The sequence below is a fragment of the Parabacteroides acidifaciens genome, from assembly GCF_003363715.1.
GTDB lineage: Bacteria > Bacteroidota > Bacteroidia > Bacteroidales > Tannerellaceae > Parabacteroides > Parabacteroides acidifaciens.
The window spans coordinates 1-13,622 of record NZ_QREV01000085.1 but is presented as its reverse complement, the minus strand read 5'-3'; the positions used below and the strand labels follow the sequence as shown (position 1 = coordinate 13,622).

The 13,622-nt window shown below is 48.1% G+C and carries 13 protein-coding genes; 4 read left to right on the top strand and 9 right to left on the bottom strand.

Annotation, left to right across the window (positions count from 1 at the left end):
- Window positions 1-234 precede the first annotated feature (234 nt).
- From DWU89_RS19655 to DWU89_RS19640, 4 genes are all read right to left on the bottom strand, one after another.
- Window positions 235-1,146, bottom strand: coding sequence for a nucleotidyltransferase family protein (locus DWU89_RS19655; RefSeq protein ID WP_115501328.1), 912 nt, complete (start codon window positions 1,144-1,146; stop codon window positions 235-237).
- Window positions 1,147-1,230: 84 nt separating this feature from the next.
- Window positions 1,231-2,769 carry an alpha-N-arabinofuranosidase gene (locus DWU89_RS19650; RefSeq protein WP_115501327.1) on the bottom strand — a complete coding sequence of 513 codons (1,539 nt, stop codon included), beginning with the start codon at window positions 2,767-2,769 and terminating at the stop codon, window positions 1,231-1,233.
- Between the two features lie 71 nt (window positions 2,770-2,840).
- Window positions 2,841-4,280 (bottom strand): glycoside hydrolase family 30 protein, encoded by a 1,440-nt coding sequence (locus DWU89_RS19645; protein WP_115501326.1) that lies wholly within the window; start codon window positions 4,278-4,280, stop codon window positions 2,841-2,843.
- A 31-nt stretch (window positions 4,281-4,311) separates the two neighbouring features.
- Entirely contained in the window at window positions 4,312-6,618 is a 2,307-nt protein-coding gene (locus DWU89_RS19640) for a beta-galactosidase (RefSeq protein WP_244205959.1), read from the bottom strand.
- Between the two features lie 190 nt (window positions 6,619-6,808).
- Here DWU89_RS19640 and DWU89_RS19635 point away from each other — a divergent pair, with 190 nt between their 5' ends.
- From DWU89_RS19635 to DWU89_RS19625, 3 genes are all read left to right on the top strand, one after another.
- Window positions 6,809-8,854: a M13 family metallopeptidase gene (locus DWU89_RS19635; protein ID WP_115501325.1), complete on the top strand. Its 2,046-nt coding sequence runs from the start codon at window positions 6,809-6,811 to the stop codon at window positions 8,852-8,854.
- A gap of 175 nt (window positions 8,855-9,029) precedes the next feature.
- Window positions 9,030-9,278: a hypothetical protein gene (locus DWU89_RS19630; RefSeq protein WP_115501324.1), complete on the top strand. Its 249-nt coding sequence runs from the start codon at window positions 9,030-9,032 to the stop codon at window positions 9,276-9,278.
- Window positions 9,279-9,502: 224 nt separating this feature from the next.
- On the top strand, window positions 9,503-10,219 hold the full coding sequence (locus tag DWU89_RS19625; protein ID WP_115501323.1) for a nucleoside-specific channel-forming Tsx family protein: 717 nt from the start codon (window positions 9,503-9,505) through the stop codon (window positions 10,217-10,219).
- Between the two features lie 14 nt (window positions 10,220-10,233).
- Here the strand turns inward: DWU89_RS19625 and DWU89_RS19620 are convergent, their stop codons facing one another.
- The 4 genes from DWU89_RS19620 to DWU89_RS19605 form a co-directional block, all read right to left on the bottom strand.
- A complete protein-coding gene (locus DWU89_RS19620; RefSeq protein WP_115501322.1) occupies window positions 10,234-11,172 on the bottom strand; it encodes a calcium/sodium antiporter in 939 nt (312 codons plus the stop codon).
- A gap of 206 nt (window positions 11,173-11,378) precedes the next feature.
- A complete protein-coding gene (locus DWU89_RS19615) occupies window positions 11,379-11,585 on the bottom strand; it encodes a hypothetical protein (RefSeq protein WP_115501330.1) in 207 nt (68 codons plus the stop codon).
- Between the two features lie 34 nt (window positions 11,586-11,619).
- Window positions 11,620-11,826, bottom strand: a complete 207-nt coding sequence (locus DWU89_RS19610) for a hypothetical protein (RefSeq protein WP_115501321.1) — start codon at window positions 11,824-11,826, stop codon at window positions 11,620-11,622.
- A 109-nt stretch (window positions 11,827-11,935) separates the two neighbouring features.
- Entirely contained in the window at window positions 11,936-12,340 is a 405-nt protein-coding gene (locus DWU89_RS19605) for a hypothetical protein (RefSeq protein WP_115501329.1), read from the bottom strand.
- Between the two features lie 89 nt (window positions 12,341-12,429).
- On the opposite strand from DWU89_RS19605, the gene DWU89_RS19600 reads away from it, so the two are divergent.
- On the top strand, window positions 12,430-13,332 hold the full coding sequence (locus DWU89_RS19600; RefSeq protein ID WP_115501320.1) for a 1,4-dihydroxy-2-naphthoate polyprenyltransferase: 903 nt from the start codon (window positions 12,430-12,432) through the stop codon (window positions 13,330-13,332).
- Here the strand turns inward: DWU89_RS19600 and DWU89_RS20955 are convergent.
- Window positions 13,300-13,622 (bottom strand): hypothetical protein (locus DWU89_RS20955; RefSeq protein WP_208642495.1); only part of this gene is annotated, 323 nt, incomplete at its 5' end. The two genes, DWU89_RS19600 and DWU89_RS20955, sit on opposite strands and share 33 nt — an antisense overlap.

Below are 13,622 nucleotides of genomic sequence, written 5' to 3'. Positions count from 1 at the left end.
TCGGACGAAATAGAAAAACAGTCGAAACAGGGGGTTAATGTATATTTTTCAATTTGCAGAAGGTCCAAAACTAAGAATATCTGAGTCAAAAGAGCAGGCTTTGTAGGAGGATGTGTCAAAAGGACATATTTATATCCATCGAAAAGCACTTTATATAAAAAAAACACCCCACAAGTTAAAACCTGAGGGGTGTTATATGTAGCGCTTTGCAGCGCAAATATCGGAATCTGATTCTTAGAACAGCTTATTCGGATATTCTCCGGCATCGACCAATGCCTGGATCTTGTCGACCACTTCCTGGCGGTCTTCCGGATAGGTGACGCCAAACCATTTGCTGGCGGTATCCAATACTTCGACTGTGGCAGTTTTGTCGCTGATCAACTTATCGACCATCAACGGGATGAAGAACTCGCTTTTCAGGTTCTCCATGTTCTTCGGATCGCTCAGGAATGTCTTGAAGAATTCCTTGCTGTAGGCGAAGTAATCGGGAGTGAAGCCCCAGAAGTTCATGCTGACCGGTGTCGTGTCGGGAGTTGCCGTCCATTCGCCGTTGTCGTCGATGTATTTCACTTCGCCGTCGATACGCTGGATCTTCGTGCGTTCTACAACCGAAGTCAGCAGGTTGTTTGCGTCTGTGCTGCAGATACCGCGTGAAACCGTACCGCTTTCGCTCAACGTGTTCCCTACGCGGAAGCCTACCATCGAATATACATTCTTAGAGCCTTCGGGCAGTGCGGCGAGGAACTTGCCCATTGTCTGGAAAGAGTCGCGGCCGTAGAAGTCGTCGCAGTTGATAACGGCAAACGGTTCCTTGATCACGTCGGCACCCATCATGACAGCATGGTTCGTACCCCAGGGTTTCGTCCGTTCTGCCGGGCAGGTAAAGCCTTCGGGCAGGTTGTCCAATGCCTGGAATACCAGTTCGCATGGGATATGGCCTTCATACTTGGATATGATCTTATCGCGAAAGTCTTGCTCGAAATCTTTGCGGATAACGAATACGAGTTTACCGAAACCGGCGTGAATGGCGTCATAAATGGAGTAATCCATGATTGTTTCACCGTTAGGACCCAGTCCGTCCAATTGTTTCAAGCCTCCATAGCGGCTTCCCATTCCGGCAGCCAATAAGAATAATGTAGGTTTCATAATCTTTAAGTTTATATATAGTGTTTTTGTTTTCTCCGGACAAAAGTAGGAATTAATTGACAATTGACAATTGACAATTGAGAATTAATTTACTTCCAGCACGACAATTGATTTGGCAGGCAGGTTGATCTTCAGTTGCCCCTTTTCGATCTTGGCACCGTTGAAGGTCGCCGGTTTTACAGCATCCGGTTTTTCAAAGGTGTTGTGGTCGTTGATGGAGGCGGAGGTCAGGATGCGTCCGTTGACACGGCTGATCTTCTGTCCCTGCAGGTCGAGCGTGATGTTTTGCGCATTGTCGACATCCACGTTTGCCAACGAGATATGGATCGCCCCGTTCTTGTCTTTGGAGGCTGAAGCGCTTACCATCGGCACTTCGCGGTCTCCGCGCACTTTCGCCTTGTCGCAGATCAGGTCCATCGGCAGGAAGGTCGCGTCCTGGTGCACATTATACATCTGGAAGACGTAGTAGGTCGGCGTGAGCAACATCTTCGGTCCGTTCGTCAGAATCATGGATTGAAGCACGTTGACGATCTGGGCGATATTGGTCATTTTGACGCGGTCCGTATATTTATGGAACACGTTCAGAGTGAGGGCTGCCACGAAAGCATCGCGCATGGTGTTCTGCTGGTACAGGTGGCCGTTGATCGTCCCCGGCTCTTCGTCCCACCAGGTGCCCCATTCGTCAACCATGAGGGCGATTTTTTTCTGCGGGTCGTACTTGTCCATGATCTGGATATGCTTCTTGACGACATCTTCGATTTCGAGGCATTTGCCCATTGTCCAATAATAGTCGTCCTTGTTGAACTCGGTTGCGGAGCCTTTGCTGCCGTTCCATCCTGTCACCGTGTAATAGTGGAGGGAGATTCCGTCCATGCGTCCGCCCACGTTCTTCATCAACGTTTCGGTCCAGTTATAATCGTAGTCGCTGGCACCGCTGGCGATCTTGAAAAGCCGGTTGCCGTCGTAGTTGCGGCAATAAGTGGAGTAGCGGCGGTAGAGGTCAGAGTAGTATTCGGGGCGCATGCTTCCGCCACATCCCCAGCTCTCGTTGCCGACACCGATGAACTTCACTTTCCAGGCTTTGTCGCGGCCGTTTTGGCGGCGCAGGCGTGCCATCGGGCTGTCGCCTTCCGAAGTCATATATTCCACCCACTTGGCCATCTCTTCAACTGTTCCGTTACCGACGTTTGCACTGATATAAGGCTCGCAGCCTAACAGTTCGCAGAGGTTCAGGAACTCGTGCGTGCCGAAGCTGTTGTCTTCGATCGTCCCGCCCCAGTTGTTGTTGACCATCTTCGGGCGGTTCTCTTTCGGTCCGATGCCGTCCATCCAATGGTATTCGTCGGCAAAGCAGCCGCCCGGCCAGCGCAGGTTGGGGATGTGGAGGTCTTTCAAGGCTTGCAACACGTCGTTGCGATAGCCTTGCGTGTTGGGTATGTCAGATTCGGGACCTACCCACAATCCGCCGTAGATACAGGTCCCGAGGTGTTCGGCAAACTGCCCGTAGATGTGTTTGCTGATCTGCTGTGTCCCTTGTTGCGGGTAGATGCGGATGCTCGCGTCTTTCTGCGCAAGCAGAGGCAGCGCGGCGGCTGCCATCAGGCTTACTAATAGTGCTTTCATGTAAATATATGAATTTATAAGTTGATGATTTATCGCATAAAATGTCTATCCGAATTGTCAATTGTCAATTCTCAATTGTCAATTGTCAGGACGAATGTCGTCAACGACCTGGCCGGACTTACATACGTCTGCTTTTTTCCTTTGAAAGAGACTGCCGGGAATGGCTGGCAATCTTCCGTCTCGCTTGTCCGCCAATTGCTTACAGCCGTGATCTTGCCGGAGAACTTGTTCAGGTCGATATTGAAAGAACGTTCCCGCTCTGTCGTGTTCAAAACAGCTACAACCACCTCTTTGCCCGAAGGGGAGAGGGCGGCTAACGTATGCTCGTTCCCCGATTCGATAAAGGTATAACCCTGTTTGATGAAGCGGGAGATCTGCATACGGACATACAGGTTCTTGACCGGTTTATATTCCTGTGTCTTGAAGTTACCGCGCATGACACACCATTCGCCGTTGTTCTCTTCCATCAACTGCCAGTCCAGCCAGGCTTGCGGGCGCATGATCCGCAGGTCGTCGAACATCTTTTGAGCAAGCAGCAGGTTGCTTTCAAAATCCCTGCCTCCGCTGGGGCCGGTTTCCGATTGCCAGAAGGGTTTGCCTGCCTGGCGGACAAGTTCGCGTACGGCTTCCCGTTCCGCGTTTGTGCCGGAATAGGTATGCGTGTTGAGTTGTCCCAACTTGTCCCAGATGTCGCCGGCTGCCTGATAGGCTTTCTGTACGGTCAGGAACTGGTCGAGATTGGTCTCGTCGGATGCCGACAGGACAGTAGTGAGGCCAGATGCTTTCAACTTCGGGTATAGCATCCGGATGATCTGTATCTGGGTGGCGGGTTCGAAGTGACAGCCTTCCTGGCTACCTTCCGCATACCAGTAGTTGGAGTATGACTCATTGAAAGGCTCCAAGGTCTTAAAGTCGATCTGATAAGCCGCCTTGTAGTGCTTGCAGACATCCAGCAGGTAGTCGCAGAACATCTCGTAGTACTCTGGCTTCAGATTATCCTTCAACGGGTCTACATTCCCCGCCGCACAACCGCTGTAGGTCATCCAGTAGGGGGCGGAGTTTGAAAATGCTTCGAAGACGGCATCCGGACGCTTCTCTTTGATCTTGAGGAGAATCGTTCGTTGTCCTTTGTCCGCATTCCAGTTATAGGGAGCTGTGGGAGAGTCCTTGAACCCCTCCATTTCAGCCCGTTTCCCTTTCCCTTTGACCATGTGGCCGTCTGCGTGTGCAGGATCATCGCCGCCTCCGATGTTATAGCGGAAGATATTCATGTTCAGTTTGTCGGGAGAGGTGATCAGGTCGACGATTTCGTCCACCTTCTTCTCATCCCAGTTGCCCACCTGGGCAGCCCACCAGCAAAGGGAGCTGCCCCAGCCTTCGAGCTGCTGGTGGCGTTGGGACGGATCGATCACGGCCACTTCGCTATCCGTGCTTTCCGGTTGGGCTGCATGGGAAAGGCTCCAACCGGCGGATAGGAAAGCTGCGCAGATGATAGCTGTTTTCAATTTCATAATGTATGTTGTTTACGGCATTAATGATTGGTCAGAATTTGAACGGGCTCATCTTGGCATACGCTTTGTATTCCTTGATCATGCCCGGATATCCTTCTTCTGCACGGGGCAAATACCGGAAACCGGTGATAACGACATCTTCGCGGAGGTCGAGTACGAACTGGTGCGGGTATTTATCTCTGTAAGCCGTGCTCCAATAGGTCGATTCCTGCAAGTCGAAGATTTTATCGGCGGTGAAATTGCCTCCTCGTGTCTCTTCGCTGTCGGCATAGGCGATCTGCCAATGCTGGCGGGAAAGCGGTTTGCCGTTTTCGCCCAACAGGTAGAACTCGGCGATGGCAGCATTGTCTTTGCCATTCTGTGCATTCAAACCTTCGAGGCAGAAGAAACGGGCTTTGACCGGAGCGTCGAATTTAACTTCCTGCCATCCGTTTCCGGCTTGCAGGGCGCCTGCAGCTACCGGCTTCTCGTTTTTGAGGTCGAGGTTCTCGCCCTCTTTGCGGTGCGTCATCGGTGTTTCTGCACGGAGCATATCCAGGATCGGTTTGTTAAGACCGGTGATTGTCGCTTTTTCCGGGCCTAAAAGGTCGAGCACGATGATCTCGTTTTCGCCTTTCTTCAGCCAGCAGCCCGGCATGAAGAGCGTCTGCTGCGGTCCGATTTCCCAGAAACGGCCCATGGCTTTTCCGTTCACCCAGACCATGCCTTTTCCCCATGTCTGCATATCGAGGAAGACGTCGCCTACCTTATCCAGATTGAATGTGGCACGATAGTAAGCCGGTCCGTCCACTTTCTTCCCCGGAGCATATTTCTTGTCTTGTACAAACGAATAATCAACAGGGAGGTTATACACCTGCCAGTTCTTCAACTCCTGTGTCGAGCCTTCGTTGAGCAGTTCCACTTTTTCGGTAATACCTTTACGGTCGTGGATTGCGATGTCGAAGTTGACGCGTCCCATCGCTTCCACCAGGATGTCCAGCTGGGTTCCGGCAGCTAATGCGGGCAGTTTGAGGGAGTTTTCGCCGCGGCGGCGGTCCAGGCGTCCTAACAGTTTGCCGTTGGCATAGACCTGTGCCCAGTCGTGCACTTCTGTGATCAGCAGAGTCGTGCCCGATGTCACGGCAGGCAGGGTGGTCCGGTACAGGATCGTGCCCCAACCCTGGTCGAACTGTTCCATCGGTTTGATCTCTTCGGATGTTTTCGGTTCGGGCAGGTTGTCGAATAAGGGGGCTGTTTCGCTCATCTCGAATTCGGGTATTTCGATGAGGGGTTGTGCTGCCGGCACTTCGGACTGCGTTTCTCCTTCATCCATATAATTGGCAAGCAGTTCGCGCAGTTTGAAATATTTCGGAGTCGTCCATCCGGCTTCACTGATCGGTGCGTCGTAATCGTAAGAGCTGCACATGGCCGAGTAGGCCGGGCTGTTGGCGCCACCCCAATGACCGAAAGTCGTACCTCCGTGTGTCATGTAAAGGGAGAATGATATGTTGCGGTCGAGCATATCCTTGATTCCGGCAACCATCGTTTCGGCGTCACGCGTCTCATGCTTGCGTCCCCAATGGTCGAACCAGCCGCTCCAGAACTCGCTGCACATCAACGGGGTGTTCGGGCGAACCTCTTTCAGCTTTTTGAACTGTTCGTCTATATTGGCTCCCGTACCGAAATTAATCGTCCAGACCAGGTCGTCGAGCGCATTGTTCTGGAAGTTGGAACTCCAGTCGCACTGGAAGAGGGGTACATCCGTAAATCCGGCGCCTTTTACAATGTCGCGGATATTGGCGATATATTCCTTATCCGTTGCATACGAGCCATATTCGTTCTCCACCTGTACCATTATAATATTACCGCCCTTTGTGATTTGCAGGTCGGCAAGCTGTTTGCCGATTTCGTTCATAAAGAGCTTCGTACGTTCCAGGAAGTACGGGTCGTTGGTACGCAGTTTGATATCTTCTTTCTTCAGCAGCCACCAGGGTAGTCCTCCCATTTCCCATTCCGAGCAAACGTAAGGGCCGGGGCGCAACATGATATACATATTATGCTTTTGCGCCAGACGGCAGAAGGCGGCAATGTCGTTTTGTCCGCTGAAATCGAACTCGCCGGGCTTTTGTTCATGTATATTCCAGAATGCATAGATACAGATCGTATTCATGCCGAGTGCTTTGCAGAGTTGGATACGGTGCTCCCAGTATTCGGCCGGAATACGGGTGTAATGGATTTCCGCAGCCTTGATCACAAAAGGTTTTCCGTCTAATAGGAATGTTTTGTTACCGATGGCGAAAGAATGTTCTCCCGCCGGCTTCCGGTTACAACTCGAAAACGCGATTAGCAACAGGACCATCAAGCAGATGGCAGTGTTTTGTAGATACTTCATGATATAAATTAAGTTTATAAATATTTTCCGGGGATAAAAGTACATAAAATACACTTATCTGCAAGTGGATTTATGGTTCATAATAGGAAAAAATAGTTCTATTTAGCTCAATTTGTGTACCTTTGCAGCATAGATAAATGTATAAACGTTGAACAAAATGAAAAAGTTAATGGCGATACCTCTTGTTGCAGCCGGAATGGTTGCAATGGTAGGATGCAGCAAAACTCCTGTGAAGGAGGCTGCTAAAAATGACGCAATCAATCTGGCAAACCTGGATACGGCCGTAGCTCCGGGTACCGATTTTTACCAGTATGCCTGTGGCGGCTGGATGAAGAACAATCCGCTGAAACCGGAATATGCACGCTTTGGTACTTTCGACCAGTTGCGTGATAACAATCAGGAACAGATTCGTACCCTTATCGAGGGATTGAGTGCCGAGCCGCAGCCGGAAGGTAGCGTAGGGCAGAAGATCGGTATGCTGTTTGCGATGGGGATGGACAGTGTGAAGTTGAACGAAGACGGGTATGCGCCGATCAAGGAACAACTTGCCGAAATCAACCGGTTGGGCACAAAAGACGAGATGACAAAAATGGTTGCCACTCTCCATAAAGAAGGAATGGCTCCTTTCTTCGCCCTGTTTGTGGATGCCGATGAAAAGAACAGTTCCATGAATATCGTACAGCTGTACCAGGCCGGCTTGGGTATGGGCGACCGCGATTACTACCTGTTGGAAGACGAAGGCAGCCAGAAGATGCGCGAGGCTTATAAAGAATATATCACCCGCCTGTTTACTCTGACCGGCAGTTCTCCCGAACAGGCCGATGCCGCAGTCAATGCCATCATGAAGATCGAAAAAGGCATTGCCGAAATCTCCTTCAGCCGTGAAGACCTGCGTGATTCCCAGAAGAACTACAACAAAATATCCATAGAAGACTTCAAGGCGAAGAATGACCCGCTGAACTGGGATGTCTATTTTGAGAGCATGGGCCTGATGGAAATCAAATATCTGGATGCAAAACAGTTGCCTTTCTACGAAGGCCTGGCAGCCCTGATGAAGAATACGACGCTGGACGAGCAGAAGTATTATCTGACGTTCAATCTGCTTAGCTCTGCCGCTCCCTACCTGAGCGATGCTTTTGTGGCAACCGATTTCGATTTCTACGGAAAGACGATGTCCGGACGCCAGGAACAGCAGCCGCGTTGGAAACGTGCCCTGTCTACTGTCAACGGCGCTTTGTCGGAAGCTGTCGGCCAGATGTATGTCGCTAAATATTTCCCGGCTTCTTCAAAGGAAAAGATGTTGAAGATGGTGGGCGATCTGCAGAAAGCCTTAGGTGACCGGATCGCCGGACTGGAATGGATGAGCGATGCGACGAAGGCAAAGGCGCAGGAGAAATTGGCTGCCTTTATCGTCAAGATCGGTTATCCGGACAAATGGCGTGACTACAGCAATTTAGAAATCAAAAACGATTCTTACTGGGCGAATGTACGCCGCTCCAATATCTTCGAATACAATTATATGTTGGCGGATGTAGACAAACCTGTCGATAGAGCCCGTTGGGGGATGAGCCCGCAGACCGTAAATGCTTATTATAACCCGACGACAAACGAAATCTGTTTCCCGGCAGCCATCCTGCAACCTCCTTTCTTCAATCCGGAAGCTGACGATGCCGTGAACTACGGTGCGATCGGTGTCGTAATCGGTCACGAGATGACGCACGGGTTTGACGACCAGGGACGTAACTACGATAAAGACGGCAACCTGAGCGATTGGTGGACAGCCGAGGATGCGGCTCTCTTTACACAACGTGCCGATCGCCTGGCCCAGCAATATAGCGATATCATTGTGGTGGACAGCGTTCATGCCAACGGCCGTTACACATTGGGCGAGAACATTGCCGATCAGGGTGGCTTGATGGTTTCCCATCTGGCTTATCTTAATTCTTTGAAAGGAAAAGAAACGCCGGCGCCGATCGACGGTTTCACCAATGAACAGCGTTTCTATCTGGGATACGCCAACCTTTGGGCACAAAACATACGTCCCGAAGAAATCCTGCGCCTGACCAAGATCGATCCGCACTCATTAGGCAAATGGCGCGTCAATGCCGCCCTCCGCAACATCGATGCATTCTACACTGCGTTCGATATCAAGGAAGGCGATCCGATGTATATGTTGCCGGCTGACCGGGTGGTTATTTGGTAAATGAATCTACATAAATAGAATAAAGCTGTGTTTTATAAGCCTATGAATGGGCTTTGGACACGGCTTTATTATTTAAATGGATAGGTCTGATAATTGAAGTATCCTTGTTCTTATTGATTGTTATTCAAAATAATGTATCTTTGTCTTGTGAACGAAAAACAAAGGAGGATACAATATGACAGCACTCGAATTAGAAGCCGGGAAAACAGAACTTATTCGCGAAATACTAAGGATTGATAATCGTGACGTCTTGGATAGAGTTCGTTTGGAAATTCGCAAATGGCTTTCCATTAGCGAAAGAATACCTTGTTCCTATACATTGGAGGATGTAAAGCAACGTCTTTCCATAACTGAAGCTGATGCTATTGCGGGAAGAGGTATAATTGAAGAAGAAGCGAATGATATAATAGATAATTGGATATGAAGAACCCAATCTTGGCTTCGAGGAGTATCTTTTAAAAAATTGTGGGACATTGGAGTACCGCTCATTGGTAATAAAAAACACGAAGGTCATATATACTATCCATCCTGATTATATATTCATACATATGCTATGGAATTGTAGGCGACAGCCTGAATCTTTGCAGTCTGAGGTAAGTAAAAGACAATATTGAAGGATACGGATATAATCTAACAATTCTGGATAAAATGAAAAAGCTCTTTATGCTGGCAGCTCTGTTGGCGGTTGTTTTCTGTGGGAAGGCGCAGAATGTACAGTTACATTATGATTTCGGCGGTGCGCTTTATGATAAGGACCTGCACGGGCGGCCGGTTCTGACCTCTACGGTCGAAATGTTCAAGGCGGATAAGTGGGGTAGTACCTATTTCTTTATCGATATGGATTATACCAGCAAAGGTGTTGCCGCCGGATATTGGGAGATTTCCCGCGAACTGCGTTTCTGGCAACCGCCTTTCTCCGTACATGTCGAGTATAACGGAGGAGCTTCTAACAGTTTTTCTTACAATAATGCCTATCTGGGTGGTCCTACCTATACATGGAACAATAAATCGTTCACAAAAGGCTTCACCCTTACCGCTATGTATAAATATATACAGAAGCACAGACAACCCAATAATTTCCAGTTGACAGGGACTTGGTATATCCATTTTGCCAAGAACGGCTTGTGCACCTTTATCGGCTTTGCAGACTTTTGGCGTGAACAGATATTTTATGAAGACGGCAGTCACCGGAACTTCATCTTTCTCTCGGAACCCCAGTTTTGGGTGAACCTGAACAAGCTGAAACGTGTTGACGATAAGTTTAAACTAAGCGTCGGAAGCGAGGTCGAGCTGAGTCAGAACTTCGGTGCCCGTAAAGGATTCTATGCAATTCCGACATTGGCCGTTAAATGGACGTTCGATTGATTTGCTCTTCCAGTTTATATCACATCCCGGAACAGCCAGAACATATAGATGACGTAAACGATAACCAAAACCAATCCTTCTGTCCTTGTAATTTTCTGCCCGCTTTTTACCAGAGGCAACAAGAGCAAGGAAATCGCCAACATGACAAGAAGGTCGATGTAGTTCACATTCTTTGCTACGATAGGCTGTACCAGTGAGCAAGAGCTGGCTATCGCCAGAATGTTGAACAGGTTTGAACCGACAATATTGCCGATCGCAATGTCTGTTTTACCTTTGGAGGCGGCTACTATGGTTGTTGCCAGTTCTGGCATGCTTGTCCCGGCGGCAATGATTGTAAGCCCGATAACAGCCTCGCTCAGACCGACTTCTCTGGCGATGGAGGTGGCGTTTTCGACTAACAGGTGGGAGGCAAAGATCAGAACAACTAAGCCGCCTACAATTTCGAGTGTGTCGAACGCCCAATGCCTGGGTTGCTCTTCCAACTCCAGGTTGGGCTCTTCACCATGTTTGCGGGAGTAGTACAGGCTGAATATGGTGTAGAGAATAATGCCGGCCAGAAAGAAACCGCCTTCCATCCTGCCCAATTCCCCATTCCAGAAAAAGATTGTCAGCAGTATCGTTGCAATCAGCATAACCGGTATATCGATGCGGAGCAATTGTTTTTTGGCTTGAAGCGGATAGATGGTTGCCGAAATACCTAATATGATTCCGATATTGAAGATGTTGGAACCGAGAATGTTTCCAATCGCTATTTCTCCTTCGCCTTTAAGTGCTGCATTCAAGCTTACTACCAGTTCCGGTGCACTTGTTCCGAATGCGACAATTGTCAGGCCGATCACCAATGGTGAAATTTTGGCTTTGAGAGCTAAAGCGGAACTCCCCTGAACCAGCCAGCCGGCTCCGATATAAAGTGCAACCAGCGAGAGAATCAATAACGTCAGACTTGTTATCATGGCCCTTTCTTCCTTATTTGTTTGTTAATCAATAAAAATGTCTTGCTTCCTGCTGCCCGGCAAAGAACCTTTGCCGTGACCAAGTTAACAGCAAGTTGTTTTTATAGGCAGAAAAACGTACCTCGGAAAACCTCGGGATCACCCCGAAGTAAGCAGCAGGAAGCATTATAGACATTCAGTTAGGGTTGTTAGGAATTCGTATATAATTAATATTCGTATTCTCCATGAGAACTACTGGCTTCCTGACGCATACCAATGATACGCAAAACAATCATCGCTATACTCAGCAGGGCAAGACCACCCATTGTTATCTCTTTAATTAACATATTTGAGAAGTCAGTTGTTCCGACCAATACCAAAATAATGAATGACAACATCATGATTGCATCCACTAAGTCTTTATTTATTTTCATTTCTATGTCTTTTTGAGGTTGTATAATCCGGTTTTTATTTCTCATCGACAGCCGTTTCTTCCGTGGTGGAAGGCGTACTGAGCCCCTTCATGATACCATACAGGCCTGTGCCAAGAGCTCCCATTACGACTACAAGTTTTAAATAGTCGTTCGGGATGATGGAACTGCAAGCGAGTACACAACCGATAATAGTAATGATAATATAAATATAGATGCTGGATTTATTCTTTTTTGTAGACATAATAATTTGATTTTTAAGTGAATAATAATTTGTTCGCATTCCGGAGAATGCAATAGATAAGCGGTATGGAACAAGTATTCCATACAAAAGACGAATTATTCACTTGGAATCAAATAATGATTTTCCGCAGGCCATACACATGATAGCCCATACGGCAAAGGAGAGTCGAAAAGTTAATGGTTTGACATATTGTTACCTCTTCAGATACTTTCCGCAAAAGATTGATTTCTTTCAGACGGAAGTACTGGATTGTTTTTTCTTCAATCTTCAGTAATCGTATGTTTATCGTGTTGCTGACAGTCTGGACTGTTCTGCGCGGCGTCAGGCAGTTGCTGCCTTTCAGGTCGCAGGTCAATATTTCCAGATTATGTTGCATATCGGCAGCGCCCTTTTCCATCATAATAGCCTCTTTCTGTGCCGACAAGTCGGACGCAGTGCAACTTTTCTGTTCCTCTTCAGGAACAAAAAGCAACATGCCGAACAGCAAGGTTAATATGAATAGAAAATTCTTCATGCTGCAAAGATATATGAATTCTTGTGTAAAAAGCAAATCTATGCCCTTTTTGTTTTTATTTTTGCACATGAATTATACAGAAGAAAGAAATGGAACATAAAAAATCTATAGTCGGAGCTTGGGTGGAAGCGGCCCGTCCCAAGACGTTGCCGGCTTCGGTGAGTCCGGTTTTGCTGGGAAGTGCGTTAGCTTATTATGACGGGTCGTTTGATGTTTTGCCGGCAATCCTTTGTTTGTTGGTGGCGCTTTTTGCCCAGATCGCCAGTAACTTTGCGAATGACTATTTTGATTTTAAAAAGGGTGCCGACAGGGAAGACCGTCTGGGGCCCGAACGGGCAGTTGCCCAGGGATGGATCAGTCCGAAAGCGATGTTGGCGGGTACGTTTGTTATGTTAGGATTGGCTTGCCTGTTTGGTCTGATGCTGATTTTCTTTGCCGACTGGCGGTTGTTGTTGGTGGGAGTGGCGATTGCCGTCTGTGTGCTGGCCTATTCTGCCGGGCCGTTTCCACTGGCTTATAACGGGTTGGGAGATGTTTGCGTGCTCTTGTTTTACGGGATTATCCCGGTTTGTTTCACCTATTACATACAGACGTTGAGTTTCTCATTACTGTCTTTTTTGCTTTCTGTCGCTCTGGGACTTTTGTCAGTCAATATTTTGGTCGTCAATAACTACAGAGATTATGAGCAAGACAAGGCGGCTCGAAAGCGTACTACAATCGTACTGTTCGGCCGTCGTTTTGGTCGGGTGTTCTATATATTGAATGAATGTATGGCGTTTATCCTTATCCTTCCGCTTTTGTTGGATGCTCCCTGGTGGGCTTTGTTTCTATTCGGGATACTGTTCGCCCTCTGCTTCTATACGACCCGCGAGCTGTTTATATTGGAAGGAAAAGCCTTGAACCGTACATTGGGACATACTGCGCGGAATGTATTCTTTTTCGCTCTGATTCTTTCCGTATTATTTGTGTCTATCGGGAGTGGTGTATATTGATTTATGTATCAAGTTTTGGGTCTCCTGCAAATAAAAAAATAGACAATAACCCCCTGTTTCGACTGTTTTTCTATTTCGTCCGAAATCTTGATCGATTTTGGATTGACTCTTTTTGCGGTTTAAACTCCCCTTTCTGACAATCGGAAAAACGAGGTGCGCAGTCCGTTTCGAAAAACGTGCAATTTGATTGCCGAAAGCCGAAAATGCCGTCAAAGTGATAAACCTTAACTCCCGGAGAATCGAATATTTGAAAATAAAACGGACGGCGTCCCAAATATCCCAAGGAAATT

Excerpts from the sequence above, each read along its gene's own strand:
- DWU89_RS19605 (WP_115501329.1), bottom strand. The coding sequence starts at position 12,340 with ATGAAGAATTTTCTATTCATATTAACCTTGCTGTTCGGCATGTTGCTT.
- DWU89_RS19635 (WP_115501325.1), top strand. The coding sequence starts at position 6,809 with ATGAAAAAGTTAATGGCGATACCTCTTGTTGCAGCCGGAATGGTTGCA.
- DWU89_RS19655 (WP_115501328.1), bottom strand. The coding sequence starts at position 1,146 with ATGAAACCTACATTATTCTTATTGGCTGCCGGAATGGGAAGCCGCTAT.
- DWU89_RS19620 (WP_115501322.1), bottom strand. The coding sequence starts at position 11,172 with ATGATAACAAGTCTGACGTTATTGATTCTCTCGCTGGTTGCACTTTAT.
- DWU89_RS19645 (WP_115501326.1), bottom strand. The coding sequence starts at position 4,280 with ATGAAATTGAAAACAGCTATCATCTGCGCAGCTTTCCTATCCGCCGGT.
- DWU89_RS19610 (WP_115501321.1), bottom strand. The coding sequence starts at position 11,826 with ATGTCTACAAAAAAGAATAAATCCAGCATCTATATTTATATTATCATT.
- DWU89_RS19615 (WP_115501330.1), bottom strand. The coding sequence starts at position 11,585 with ATGAAAATAAATAAAGACTTAGTGGATGCAATCATGATGTTGTCATTC.
- DWU89_RS19640 (WP_244205959.1), bottom strand. The coding sequence starts at position 6,618 with ATGGTCCTGTTGCTAATCGCGTTTTCGAGTTGTAACCGGAAGCCGGCG.
- DWU89_RS19630 (WP_115501324.1), top strand. The coding sequence starts at position 9,030 with ATGACAGCACTCGAATTAGAAGCCGGGAAAACAGAACTTATTCGCGAA.
- DWU89_RS19625 (WP_115501323.1), top strand. The coding sequence starts at position 9,503 with ATGAAAAAGCTCTTTATGCTGGCAGCTCTGTTGGCGGTTGTTTTCTGT.
- DWU89_RS19600 (WP_115501320.1), top strand. The coding sequence starts at position 12,430 with ATGGAACATAAAAAATCTATAGTCGGAGCTTGGGTGGAAGCGGCCCGT.
- DWU89_RS19650 (WP_115501327.1), bottom strand. The coding sequence starts at position 2,769 with ATGAAAGCACTATTAGTAAGCCTGATGGCAGCCGCCGCGCTGCCTCTG.